At 62.3% G+C, this 12,863-nt stretch carries 13 protein-coding genes; 9 read left to right on the forward strand and 4 right to left on the reverse strand.

The annotated features are described in order from the left end of the window. Positions 1-202 precede the first annotated feature (202 nt). Positions 203-790 (reverse strand): integrase core domain-containing protein, encoded by a 588-nt coding sequence (locus VEW47_10135; GenBank protein HYS05538.1) that lies wholly within the window; start codon positions 788-790, stop codon positions 203-205. A 229-nt stretch (positions 791-1,019) separates the two neighbouring features. On the opposite strand from VEW47_10135, the gene VEW47_10140 reads away from it, so the two are divergent. Both VEW47_10140 and VEW47_10145 read left to right on the forward strand, forming a co-directional pair. Further along, positions 1,020-1,379 carry a TraR/DksA C4-type zinc finger protein gene (locus tag VEW47_10140; GenBank protein ID HYS05539.1) on the forward strand — a complete coding sequence of 120 codons (360 nt, stop codon included), beginning with the start codon at positions 1,020-1,022 and terminating at the stop codon, positions 1,377-1,379. Between the two features lie 60 nt (positions 1,380-1,439). Further along, a complete protein-coding gene (locus VEW47_10145; protein HYS05540.1) occupies positions 1,440-1,586 on the forward strand; it encodes a hypothetical protein in 147 nt (48 codons plus the stop codon). Positions 1,587-1,735: 149 nt separating this feature from the next. On the opposite strand, the gene VEW47_10150 is transcribed toward VEW47_10145, so the two are convergent. Then, a complete protein-coding gene (locus tag VEW47_10150) occupies positions 1,736-2,548 on the reverse strand; it encodes a mechanosensitive ion channel domain-containing protein (protein HYS05541.1) in 813 nt (270 codons plus the stop codon). Between the two features lie 523 nt (positions 2,549-3,071). Further along, positions 3,072-4,463 (reverse strand): hypothetical protein, encoded by a 1,392-nt coding sequence (locus VEW47_10155; GenBank protein HYS05542.1) that lies wholly within the window; start codon positions 4,461-4,463, stop codon positions 3,072-3,074. A gap of 122 nt (positions 4,464-4,585) precedes the next feature. On the opposite strand from VEW47_10155, the gene VEW47_10160 reads away from it, so the two are divergent. From VEW47_10160 to VEW47_10190, 7 genes are all read left to right on the forward strand, one after another. Continuing rightward, the gene (locus tag VEW47_10160) at positions 4,586-4,924 is read left to right on the forward strand and encodes a hypothetical protein (GenBank protein ID HYS05543.1); all 339 of its coding nucleotides are present in this window, start codon (positions 4,586-4,588) and stop codon (positions 4,922-4,924) included. 180 nt (positions 4,925-5,104) lie between these two features. Next, positions 5,105-5,674: a hypothetical protein gene (locus VEW47_10165; protein ID HYS05544.1), complete on the forward strand. Its 570-nt coding sequence runs from the start codon at positions 5,105-5,107 to the stop codon at positions 5,672-5,674. 378 nt (positions 5,675-6,052) lie between these two features. After that, entirely contained in the window at positions 6,053-6,325 is a 273-nt protein-coding gene (locus tag VEW47_10170) for a hypothetical protein (protein HYS05545.1), read from the forward strand. 319 nt (positions 6,326-6,644) lie between these two features. Then, positions 6,645-6,932 (forward strand): hypothetical protein, encoded by a 288-nt coding sequence (locus VEW47_10175; GenBank protein ID HYS05546.1) that lies wholly within the window; start codon positions 6,645-6,647, stop codon positions 6,930-6,932. A gap of 1,392 nt (positions 6,933-8,324) precedes the next feature. Then, on the forward strand, positions 8,325-8,768 hold the full coding sequence (locus tag VEW47_10180) for a pyridoxamine 5'-phosphate oxidase family protein (protein ID HYS05547.1): 444 nt from the start codon (positions 8,325-8,327) through the stop codon (positions 8,766-8,768). A 228-nt stretch (positions 8,769-8,996) separates the two neighbouring features. Next, positions 8,997-10,028 carry a rod shape-determining protein gene (locus tag VEW47_10185; protein HYS05548.1) on the forward strand — a complete coding sequence of 344 codons (1,032 nt, stop codon included), beginning with the start codon at positions 8,997-8,999 and terminating at the stop codon, positions 10,026-10,028. Between the two features lie 58 nt (positions 10,029-10,086). After that, positions 10,087-10,344, forward strand: coding sequence for a CPXCG motif-containing cysteine-rich protein (locus VEW47_10190; GenBank protein HYS05549.1), 258 nt, complete (start codon positions 10,087-10,089; stop codon positions 10,342-10,344). Between the two features lie 978 nt (positions 10,345-11,322). Here the strand turns inward: VEW47_10190 and VEW47_10195 are convergent. After that, positions 11,323-11,910: a hypothetical protein gene (locus VEW47_10195; GenBank protein HYS05550.1), complete on the reverse strand. Its 588-nt coding sequence runs from the start codon at positions 11,908-11,910 to the stop codon at positions 11,323-11,325. Between the last annotated feature and the right edge of the window lie 953 nt (positions 11,911-12,863).

The raw sequence follows: 12,863 nt of genomic DNA on the forward strand, positions 1-12,863 counted from the left end.
CTGTCGTTCTTGTGCCTACTGAAAAATCCATCCGGATCGAAGATGACGCAGAAACGAACGCGCGCGTCGGCGCTGCCGGTGCCTGGGCGAGATGAAACGAGCCGAATCGCCTCAGGAATCACGTCGTTGCGGGTCGACCGGGTCAAGTGCAGACGCACCTTCTCCGCGCGAATCGAGAACATGTGTCATATTGAAAGTGGGGTCAGCCTGCCCGGGTATAGAGATGATGCAGACCGCCGACCTGGGGTACAGTAACGACGGCCCCGAGCGCCGACGGCTCAACGCTCCCCGGGACCGGCGCATTCCTTTCCGGGGAGAGATGAGGCCGGGATTCATTCTGATAGCGCACGTATTGCCGGAGGATGCCTCGGAGATGGTTCTCACCGAGGATGATCAAGTGGTCCAGGCATTCGCGCCGGATCGACCCGATGACCCTCTCGGGGTAGGCGTTCTGCCAAGGGGATTGAGGCGCGGTGAGCATCGCCCGGACGACCCGCCGGAATTCGTCGCCGTAGGCACCATCCCGATCCCGCAACAGGTAGCGAGGCTCGGCGTCGTCTCCGGGGAAGGCCTCCCGGATCTGCTGGGCGGTCCACGCGGCGGTGGGATGAGCGGTGACGTTGAAGGGAACGATGCGCCTGCACTCGTGGGAAATAATCACGAAGCAGAAGAGCAGGCGGAAGGTGACAGTGGGAACGACGAGGAAGTCGCGGGCCGCGGTGGTGCGAAGGTGATTCCGGAGGAAGGTGCGCCAAGTCTGTGACGGAGGCCGTCTGCCCCGTTGGGTCATGTGCTTGGCCACCGTCGCTTCTACAGCCAGTTTCGACCGGTCCCGGAAGAGGGCACGGAAGAGCAGGAAAATGATTCGGGGGATGGACACCGGGGCCTCCCTGGACGTAGGCTTTCATCGGCCTTAGGTGAGGCAGGGAGTATCCGCGGGACAGACCTCAAAACCAAACAAGGACGGGCCGGATGGGATTTTCAGCAGGCACAGCCGCAGCATTTGTGGAGACCACATCATGAATGTTCAACAGTACAAGCATCGTCTGCTCGACCTTGAAAAGAAGCTGTCTGGGCGCACTGACCGGGAGGTCGCTGACGGGCGCCGGGAATTTCTTGATTCCGCCCATGACCTCGGCGAGGCGAGTCTCGCTGACGAAGTGGCTTCCGAAAAGTTCACGGAGGCCGAAGCCGATTCCACCGTGCTGAACCAGGTGCGCGACGCCCTGGCCAGGATTGACAACGGTACGTTTGGGAAATGCATCGAGGACGGCGGGCCAATCGAGACGAAGCGGCTCGACGCTGTACCTTGGACCCCGTATTGCCTGAAGCACGAAAAGCGGCGCGAAGGACCGCCTTCGAAAATGCCAACGCTGTAGTGAGAACGACGCAGGGGGTCGCTCTTCGCAAGCAACACCTGACAAGGAGGAGCGACGAGGATGGCTCTTCCGATACTGCAGGCGTTCGCGAGAAACCGGCGGATCTTGCTCATCAGACGAATTGTCGCTGTGTCGTTCGGTCTCGTGGGATTCGCGCTGCCGGGCCTGACTCTGGTGTTGCTCTACGGCATCAATTGTCCCTACTGAAAAGTCCATCCGCATCGAAAGTATCAGTGATGCGCCCGGGACAGCCGCGGAGAGAGCGTAGAGGCCCTTGCGTAGTCTGACAATCCAACCTGACCGCCCCAGTTGAGGGGCAAGATAAAGGCCTCCACCCTGAACGGCGAAGTGATCGGTCAGCTCCGCGGTGTCTCGGCGTAGGGCGCCTGCGCAAATCGGAGACCCATTGCTCGGAGTGCTTCCTTGCCTCGGAGCGTCAGGTCCGTCATAAACAGAAACTGGTCGCGGCTCTCCTTGACGTAGGCCTTCAGGCGGTAATGCGTGCCCCAGGGCTTCTCCTGCACGATGACGGTGACCGGTGTGTCCGCCTTTCGATAGGGACTGCCTTCCGCGATCTCCTTAAGCCGCCTGGGCGTGGTGGTGGCATCGTGGTCCGGGTGAAGATAGAATTCCGTCACGCACAACAGGCTTCGATTGCCGCTGCTCGCGTTGAATATGCTGGCGGACCAAAGCCGCAAGTGCGGGATCGTCACCTCCGTGTCGTCCGGGGTCACGATGCTCATCGCCCGGAGGCCGATGGACTTGACCTCACCGTAAGTTCCGTCCACCTTGATCCAGTCTCCTGGCTGGTAGGTGTTCTCCAGCACCGTCACGAGTCCGGCGACGAGGCTGCTGCCGTAGTCCTTGAGAGCGAATGCCACACCCAAGCCTATGGCCGCCGCCAGCGCGACGACGTTGCGAAGCGTTGGCTCAACCAGGATCGGCACGGAGGTTGCCACGGCCCCGGCACCGATGAGCAGGTGCGCAATCGGCATTGCGCGCAGGATGGACAGACGCAAGCGGGGCGGGGCTTTTGTGACTGCATGGAGGACCACCCATCGAACCAGGACCGAGAGCAGCCTCGCCAGAAGAAGCACCGCCAGAACAAGCAACACGTGCTGCCAAGTGAGCCTTCGCAAGAATCCCCAAGCGTTCAGGTCATCGCTCATCGCACTGACTCCCCATGTCGAGCGAAACAGAGCTCGGTTCGGACGTCATTGTCTGGCGGGTGACGCCCGTTAAGCGCAACTGCCGGGCGACTCCAGTGTTCGTGAGGATGATCATGTCTGGTGCGAAAGCCTGCCCCAGAGATGGACATCGACATTCCCCGGTCGAATGGACGTTTCGACACTCGGAGCCTTCCACTATTTTCGAACTCTAGCAGAACCGACAGGTGGTGGTATCTCGCTGAACGCTGACAATTTTCTTGTCAGGGAGCTGCCGAGCCTCGAAGCGGAGTACCCGGGCGGGCGGCGGGCCAGGCATCGTGCAGGTGGATCGGGAGGGAGAATGCGACTCCAGTTTCGACGATTCCCCGTGTGGTAACGAAATCCTCACCCAGTTCGAACATTTCGATCATGTGGGGAGCCAGAACTCATACTTCTTGGAACGGCGGGTCGCAGGTTGACACCGGAGCGCTTCATTTGTTCCGCTCGCCCGCTCGATCGCTTCTCGACAGCTACGCGGTGGGCGTCACTTGCGCGTGCACACGTTGTTGACGCACATTTCGTGGCGGCCGCACGTTCCGCAATCGACGGTGAGGCCACATCCGTCGGAGATCGAGCCGCAGTTGAAACCCTGGCCGGCGCATGTCGTCGGCACGCAGTTTTCGGGCACGACCGTGATCGTGTCGCTGTACGACCGGGAACCCTCGGTGGCGGTGAGGGTGACGGTCGTTGTCGTCGCCACGGGTGCGGTCGTGATGGTCACGATTTCCACGTTGCTGCCGGCGGAAATAGTGACGCTCGGCGGCACGCTCGCCACCTGCGGGTTGTCGCTCGAAAGTGCGATCGTGGGGCCACCCGACGCGGAGACGGCGCTCAGCCAGACCGACGCGATCGAATTGTTGCCACCGGTTACCGGGTCACCGTCGACCGATAGCTGGCCGAGCGTCTGCACCGGCTGGGCCGGCGGAGGTTCCGGGGGGGTCATCGCGAGCCAAGCGAGTCCCAGCCGGTGGCTGAGGAAGATACCGCCCTTCTTGATGGGCACCGGGATCTCGATGCTCGTACCGACGGAAGAGAACTCGATCGAGGGCAGGATCGAGGTCGCCACGTGGAATGGGACCGCGGTCGCGCCGGTCGGGATCGGGAAGAAGCCCGTCGGAAAGGCGGTCGCCTGGGAGTTCCCGGCTGTAACCATTGCGTCGGAGCCCGACGGCGCGGCGGAGGCGAGAGAGAGCGTGCCCTGGGAGGCGCTGCCGCTCTCGATGAGACCCGGGCTGAGCGCGATCGGGTATGGGCCGCTGCTGGCGCAGGCGTCGTTGAACGCGAAATTCCTGGACATTTCCGTCTGGCAGCCGGCCGCCAGACACTCGGCATTGAAGGTGCACGTCCCAACCGTCCCTGGGTTGGGCCCGTCAAAGCAGGTATAAAGGATGCCCTGCTCGCCCGAGCTCGCGGGGAAACTCCCGCCGCAGACCGTGCCGTGCCGTTGCGTCGAGTCGTTCCGGATGTCCGCCGGCATCGGCTGCACGGTCACCGTCAGCGTCGCCGTCTGGGTGCTGCCGTTGGCGGAGGCGGAGATCGTCGCTGAAAATGAAAGCCCGCTGTAACGGCGGTAACGGCCGTTCGTGGCCACCGTGAAGGTGACGCTGCCGGTTCCCTCGTCGACGAGGACAGTTTGCCGCGAAGCCGCGAGGCCCGGGTTCGAGCTGGAAAGCGCCACCAGCGTCCCGCCGGCAGGCGCCAGACCGTTGAGCGTGACGGTGCCCGTCGAGGTGCCGCCCGTACCACCGGCAATCGTCGACGGACTGAATACCAGGGAGGCAACGGTCGGGCCTGTCTGTCCCAGCGCCACACTGAAAGCGTAGCCGAGCACGATACAAGGAATCACCCACAGAATCCATCCTCGCGGCTTTTCCATCGGGCCCTCCTTGCTGCGCAAGTGTATAAACCATGTTCTGCAACCGATGGTCCTAGTGCCGCCCTCCATCCGTTACGGTCAGCGTCGCCGTTTTCGTAACACCTCCCTGTGACGCTGTTATCGTGACGCTCGTGGAGTTCGACACCCGGTTGGTCCTGATCGTGAACGTCGCGCTCTTCGAGCCCGCGGCGACCGTCGCCGTGGACGGGACCGACGCGATGGACGAGTTGCTGCTGGAGAGGTTCACCGTCGTGTTCGTCGACGCAGTGGCCGTCAAGGTGACCGTCCCTTGCGAATCATTCCCTCCTGAGACGCTCGTCGGGCTCAACGTAAGCGAGGACAAGGTGACGCTGCCGCCGCTGACGCAGACGTTGTTCGTGCACGTCTGGCCGCTCCCGCAGGTGCCGCAGGTGAGCGTGCCGCCGCAGCCGTCGGAGATCGAGCCGCAGTTCTTGCCCTGAGCCGCGCAGGTCGTCGGCGTGCACGTGGCCCCGCACACGTTGGGCGTCCCCCCGCCACCGCACGTCTGCGGCGCGGCACACGTGCCGCAGCTCAGTGTCCCGCCGCAGCCGTCGGAGATCGAGCCACAGTTCTTGCCCTGAGCCGCGCAAGTGGTCGGCGTACAGGAGGAGGCCTGAACGGTGAGCGTGTCGCTCAGGGAACGCGGACCCTCTGTGCCGGTGATGGTGACCGTGGTGGTGCTCGCGACCGGAGAAGTTGCGATCGTCACGTTCTCGACGTTGCTTCCGGGGGGAATGGTGCCGCTCGGCGGCACGCTCGCCACCTGCGGATTGTTGCTCGTCATCGCGATCGTGGGTCCGCCCGATGTCGAAACGGCGCTCAACCAGATCGAGACGAGCGAGTTGTTGCCACCGATAACGGGGTCGATATCGACCGATACCTGGCCGAGGGTGGGTATCGGCTGGGCCGGCGGAGGATTCGGAGGCGTCATCGCGAGCCAGGTGAGACCCAATCGGTGGCTGAGGAAGGTGCCGCCGCCGCTGATCGGCACGGGGACCTCGATGTTCGCTCCCACCGAAGAGAATTCGATGGACGGCAGGATCGAGGTGGCGACACGGAAGTTCGCGTTAGTGGCACCGGTGGTAATCGGGAAAAAGCCCGTCGGGAAGGCGGTCGTCTGGGAGTTCCCGGCCCTAACCATTGCGTCGGAGCCCGACGGCGCGGCGGAGGCGAGGAGCAGTGTGCCCTGAGCAGCATTTCCGCTCTCCAGGTACGCGGGGCTCACTGCGACCGGGAAGGGTCCGCTCGTGGCGCAGGCGTCGTTGAAGTTGAATCCGCTCGCTTGTCTGGACAGGCAGCCGAAGCTCAGACACTCCTGCTTGAAGGTGCACTTTCCGACGGTGCCGAAGTTGGGCGCCGTGGAGCACTGGTAGAGAATCCCTGGCTCCCCCCCGCTGGCCGGGAACGATCCCCCGCACACCGCGCCCTGTCGCTGGCTGGAGTCGCCGTTGATGTCCGCCGGCCGGGGCTGCGCGGTGACCGAGAGGGACGCCGAGGCGCTGGAGCCGTTCGCGGAGGCGGTGATGCTCGCGGTGAATGCGAGCCCGCCGTAACGACGGTACAGTCTGTTGGTCGCAACCGCGAAGGTGGCGCTCGCAGCGCCCTCCGGGACCAGGACGCTCGGCCGCGGGGCCGCCAGGCTCGTGTTCGAGCTGGAGAGCGACACCAGGATTCCGCCGGCAGGAGCCAGGCTGTTGAGCGTGACCGTCCCCGTCGCCGTGCCGCCGCTGCCGCCGGCAATCGTCGACGGGCTGAGCACGACCGAGGCGACCGTCGGGCCAGTCTGGCCCAGCGCCAGACTGCAGGCGTACACCAGTACGAAACAAGGGATCGCCCACTGAATCCAGGTTCTGGCTCTCTTCATCGGACCCTCCTCTCCTCGCATGCGGATGCGGCGTCAGTGCTCCTTTTTTACCGAAATCTATACGACCATCCACCCTGGAATTCAAGGACGACCTTGGCCATCGAGCCATCGATCCTCATCCAGCGGACCTAGTCAGGCGCAGCCGTCCCATTCCTTCTGTGACCCAGGTCACATTCGCAGCGTGTCTATCGGGCGGGCGGTGAGTAGCTGCCGGCCAGCACTTCTTCACGGCGGTGCTGCGGTTCAAATCTCTTTAGCCGTGTGCGCCCGGCACTCTCTGGCCTGGCCGATCCAGCGTGGGGATTCCCCCGGTCGCGGGCAGCCTGGCCACGGCACGCAGAGCCACGCCCCCGGAGCCGAAGCCGCAGGGCACGCGCGATCTTCAAGACTGGTCGATCGTGCGCGACCAGTTCAACCTGTCGCGTGACTGCATACACCTGAGCGCGTTCTACATCGCGTCGCATCCTCGTCCTGTGCGCGAGGCGATCGTTCTCTCCGCCGGCATCGTCTGTTTCGACGTCAGGGGAATGTCGCCGGACCAAGTCGTGCGCCGGCCTACGCGCGAGTGGCGCCGAGCATCCTGAACACGCCGGCTGAGATGGATGCCTTCTTGCGAGAGGCTCACGCTCTGGTGACTTCATAGGCGCCGCTTTGGAATACAGGTACCCGGGGACTCCGAGGTGGGCGGTCATGAGAAGTTCGAACATTAATCCAGGTGTGCCCTCACGCGCACTCTGGTTCGAACCAAGCCCAGTTCGAACGTTGATCTAGGTGTGCATGCACCCGCACCCCTGGTTCGAACCACTCATGAGTCCGAACGTTTCGATCACGTGCGGAGCCAGACCTCATCTATTTCGAACCGGCGGGCCGGCGGTTAACAGCGGCCCGCTTCTTCGACTCCCCTGGATATCCACATGTGTGCGTGAGTTGGCGCGGCCCTGCCGGTGGATGTTCGCCGCATGTCGTCCTTGGAGCAGAAGACGACTGGTTTGACGGGGAGGCAGCAACAGGACGCGAAGATTCGGGGTCACCTATTTGCAGACGAGGGCATCGGGTTGCGGTACGTTCCGTCCCCCTTCCGGCAAAAAAGGAATCCCGGGTGCCGGCCATTGGGGTGGGACCGGAACCCGGGTGGGTCGAGCTGGCGGAGCGAGGGTGTGGAGTGCCCTTCGCGCCGCCGTCAGTATTGGGACGATGGTTGAGATGATTCCTCTCTCGTGCCGCAAGTCGAATGAACGCCGGTCTTCCCCGTCGACGGTCGGCGCAATCGCGCGCGCCAGAGGCCGATCCGGTCTCGGATGTCATTGGGGTCAAGATTGAGAATCGAACAAATATTCTCGAAAGAGAAGTGTGGCTTGCGGTCCCTGCTCTCGATCCACTGCTCGGCCTCCCAGCGGAACAGACGGGGAGGGAAATTCCAGGCGTCCCGGCTTTCTCTGAGACATCTAACCGCATTCGCGAGAATCGCAAGCGCCAGTCTCACTTCGCCCGGCTCTGCGGTACGACGCGACAACGCCTTCACAGAGCGGGACCCATCCGAATTCTGTCGTTGCGAAGAAGCCTCACCTTGAAGACTTGGTCTTGCGGCCATCAAACCGGCGCGAGAGGCGAGATACGCTTCATGCCCCCTCCTCCAACCAAGTGGGTTCTGTTCGTTGTCGGTGACGCGTCGGATCCTAAGAGGAGCGCGGCGGGAGGGCTATCCGGTGAAGCATGTAGGGATGGAAGAAAACGACCTTAGATGTGCCGGCCCGCCCTCCCCGACTGAGCATGTTGGCTACGAGGGAGCTGGGCCGTCGAGACTGTTCTCGGAACGGCGCCCGCCGCAGCAGAACTGAGCCGCCCGCCTTCGGGTGGATTGTGAATGTTGGGCGTCCTTGGTAGGATGGACGCACGCTCCCAACACGGTGGTGATTTCAAACGTGCCGAAGGAGACGGGCTTATTCGTATTGGTTCGTCCTCCAGGCGAGGCGTGAATGACTCGAGCCGACCTCCTGCAGTTCCTGCGCGGCCACCGCTGGGCCGTCCAAACATCGGTGTCCCAGTCCGGTGCTCCCCAAGCGGCGCTTGTAGGCGTCGTGGTGACCGACGATCTGGAGGTGTTCTTCGATACCCTGAACGTAACGCGGAAGATGGGTAATCTCCGGTGCAATCCAAAGATCGCGTTCGTCATTGGTGGCTGGAACGATGGTGACGAGCGTACGGTTCAGTACGAGGGTGTGGCGGATGAGCCCCATGGCCCCGAGCTCGAACGTCTTAAGGAGATCTATTTCGGGCGCTTCCCCGACGGTCGTGAGAGGGAGACCTGGCCAGGCCTTGTTTACGTGCGCGCTCGACCGACATGGATCCGGTACAGCGATTACAATCGCACTCCTCCGGAGATCGTTGTATTTAACCTTGGTGGACCCGGTCGGGGTTGACAATATCTCGACGGACAAGCGAACAACCGGGTGAACCCGCCGGCAGGCAGCGGGCTCGGAGCGGAATCTCCCGGGCAGCCACAGTCGATTCCCCGTGGCAAGCACCTGCGATCCGCGTCGCTACTCTCAACCGCGACGATGGAATACAAGGGCGAGGTCTGCCCACCTCAGGCGGCTCTGAACGAGTAAGGAACTGGCGGCGGCCAATCTACGGAGAGATGTAGCGGCATGCAGTGGAGCCCGAGATCGATTTTGAGTCTCTTTTCGAACGATTTGGCTATCGATCTGGGCACCGCCAACACCCTGGTCTACGTCCGGGGAAAGGGAATCGTGGTCTGCGAGCCCTCCATCATCGCCGTAAATCAGAAAACGGGGAAGGTAGAGGCGGTCGGCAAAGAGGCGAAGGAGATGCTCGGAAGAACGCCGGGAAACATCATCGCCATCCGTCCCATGAAGGACGGTGTCATCGCCGACTTCGAGCACACCGAGAAGATGCTGGATCATTTCATCAGGAAGGCCCACAACCGCTCCTTGGGAGTGCGTCCCCGGATCATCATCGGGGTGCCATCGGGAATCACGCAGGTGGAAAAGCGGGCTGTCAAGGACTGTGCCTACCGGGCCAAAGCTTCCGAGGTTTACCTGGTGGAGCAGGCCATGATGGCGGCGCTCGGAGCCGGGCTCCCAGTCACGGAGCCCACCGGCAACATGGTGGTGGACATCGGCGGCGGCACCACCGACGTTGCCGTGATTTCCATGGCCGGCATCGTCTACAGCCGATCGGTCCGGATCGCCGGCAACAGGATGGACGAAGACATCGTCCAGTACCTCAAGCGGAAGTACAACCTCCTGGTGGGAGAGAGGACGGCGGAAGAGATTAAGATCAACATCGGGTCCGCCTTTCCCCTGGACGAGGAGCTCACGATGGAGGTCAAGGGGCGCGACCTGATGGAGGGAATCCCCAAGACCCTGGTGATTTCCGACGAAGAGATCCGGGAGGCCCTGTCCGAGACGATCACCAACATTGTCGAGGCGGTGCGCATGGCGCTGGAGCAGACGCCACCCGAGCTCTCGGCGGACATCGTGGACAAGGGGATCGTGCTCACGGGGGGCGGCTCGCTTCTGAAGAACCTGGACAAGCGGGTCCGGGAAGAAACGGGCCTGCCCGTTTCCGTGGCCGATGATCCCCTGGCCGCCGTGGTGCTGGGCACGGGGAAAATGCTGAACGACTTCAATCTTCTCCGGAAGATCTCCATCGACTGAAGGTCGCAAGCAAATGCGTGTAGATCGTCGCCGTCAGCGGATGGTAAAGTAGTCTGCCATGTTCAGTGACAGCGATGACGACGATGAGGCTGGTCATATCGGCCCTGATGCCCTGACAGACGATGTCGTGCTCGACACCGAAGCTGAGGTGGCTTGTCCCCACTGCGGTGAGAAAGTCGTGATCGGCCTGGACCCTGGCGGCGGTACGACGCAGGAGTACGTCGAGGATTGCCAGGTGTGCTGCCGTCCGTGGCGGGTCCGGGTGAGCTACGACGAGACTGGAGCTGCGGCCGTTTGGGTTGAAGAGGCGCAGTGACCTACCTTCTCCCACATCTCCTGGTCGCTCGGATGAGTGTACACGGTTCCGGGCAACTCCGACGATACGGAAAAGGGCCGGCGGTGCCACCGGCCCCATCTGTAAAGCCTCAAGAAAAGCGATCGTGAGCTATTAGCAGGGTGTCGACGTGCACCCGTTGGGTCCCCCCAGCGTGCAATTCGATGCAATCAGTGAATCGTGGCAGTGCGTGTTGGGCACAAACCTGCACTTCCTGAACTCGCAACTCTGCGCATGCAGGGAAGGTGCCGCGAGTTCCGAGAGCGACGACAGGTAGGGGCTGTTCTTCCCTGGCGACGGCCCGACCAGGGACGAAAGGGAACTGACTACGAACACGATCACAAGGAACCGGAGAGTGTAGCGAACCGACTTGGACATGTTGGTTCTCCTCTCTCGGCGTTGGATGCAGGCGCTGGGCATGCCGAGTACGGCTCAGCGCCTCCGGTGGCACCACCGGCAACCCGGGCATCCGGTTCCCGGCCCAGCAAGGCGGGAAGATGTGGTGTCTTTCAAGTACCTCCGACCGGGACGGCGTGCAATAGGGTCCGCACTCTAAGTGATCGAGTGCGAACACCTAATGTGAACAGGACAGATTACGGAGCTTGCTGAACAGTTCCTCGTCGCTGGGGTGCGTGTATTGCGCCCGAACCCTCCTCCTCTATCCGCCTCACCGTCAGACGGTTGCAGTTGCGTCTCATCTCATGAGAGCGAAATGAAGATGAGACTTTGCCGATAAGCCGGCCTCTCCCCCGCTCATCGCACCTTCGACCTGTCTCAAGGTGGGGTCCACCTACCGTAAGTGGCCACATCGCCCTGAGCCAAGACCGGCGAGATAAGTGCCACGGCTGATTGAAGAATGCCTTGGGGGCGCATCCTTATCTTCCGCGTGGCATTCCTATTGCTTCACCTGAAGCTGCTATTGCGCGGTGAATCCCGATGCAGCCGATCGGTCCGCGCGGATCACGAGCCGAGCGGACTCCTTGCCAGTTGAAGGATCAGCGCTTGAGGAAGGTGAGGGGCCGGAGCGTGGTCCTGCTCTGCCTCGATCGCCCTCACCGTCTCAAAATCCAGGATCAGAACATCCCCTCGTTGCTCGTGGTTTCCTGCCCTCTGCAGATTCAACACCATTTGGACCGGCATCCCAGGCAGCTCGTCATCCTGGATCGCTGTCGAGCCAGGCTCAACTGCTGTCGCCGTCCATTGGCCGAACTTCATAATCGAATCCATCGGGCGATCCATGGGCCCGCTGTGCGCCTCGACCGGACTCACGCTCCCGGGTATCTCCACACTGATCGGAGCAGTCTCCTGTTGGGGCAGCTGCAGGAAGCCTGGCGGCAACTTGAGAATCGTGCTCCTCGAAGCGTGACTCTGAAGGATCTTGCTCGTCTGCTCGCCGTGAGTCCTCGCCAGCTCAATCGTCTCTGTCACCTGGCCGCGGGCGCCTCTCCGATGCGGGCGTTTCGACGACAGCGATTCCTCGGAGCCTTCAGGCAGATCCAAGCATCCTCTCGGTCTATCGAAGCCATCGCCGAGGATCTGCACTACCACGACCGGTCCTCCTTTGCCCGGGCATTCCGACGGGCCTTTGGCTTCTATCCAGGAAGGTTACGATTGCGTTCCAACGCGGGGTCCTAGGCTACTTTGGTCACAGATCACAATGGCCGGGGTGGTCATGGACAAACGCTCCCCATGGTCGTAAGAGATAAATCGTCACGAACCCGATGTCCTCCGGACCGACCCGCAAGGGGGTGCGGTCTGCGTCAACCAGCGCTGCTATTGCCAGTGAGAACAGGGGATTCAAGTCGAACACAACGCTCAGTCTCGGGCCGGGCAGTGAATTGGGGGCCTGGCCGGCACGGGATCTCACTGAGTATCCTCGACGACGAGCTGGACTCGTCGTCGAAAGGACTCACACGCCCCCATCCTAGTGCGGGAGGATGAACATGAAACACCGTTCGCTTCTCTTGCCCTCCGCAGTGATGATCGCGATTCTCATTGCACTGGGAGGGGCGATGATCGCCATCGCTCACCCAGTCAAGTCGGCTTCGACGCCTGCCGTGGTAGCCACGTGCGATCAGCACCTGGACACCGACACTTCCTCGAACCTCGAGCCAGTTAGTTGCGCCACTTGCGCCGGAGGCTGCCCGGTCCCCGTAGGCACTTGCGGATATGATGGTCAAGTCTGCAATTGTCCGAGGGGACCTGGCCATTGCGTGCTGTGCGGTCCGCCGATGTGTGAGAGCTTCAAGTGCGTCAAGGATCCGTAGGCTATAGGGTGTCTGTCGTCGAGTGATGTGCGTTGGTCTGCAGGCGGGGGCCATCGTCCCCGCCTGCACTGTTCGCCTCCCATCACGATTCCACCTAGGAGCCCGTCCGAGTAATCGTTTTTGATTGCACAGGTTCACACCGGCGCGTGGATAATACGCGCATGAAGATCTTCCGACCGTACGAACCCGATCAGATGTTGTTGCTGCCGCCGTCGCTTTCGGACTGGGTGCCGG

Source organism: Candidatus Dormiibacterota bacterium, assembly GCA_035635555.1.
Lineage (GTDB): Bacteria > Acidobacteriota > Polarisedimenticolia > Gp22-AA2 > Gp22-AA2 > Gp22-AA3.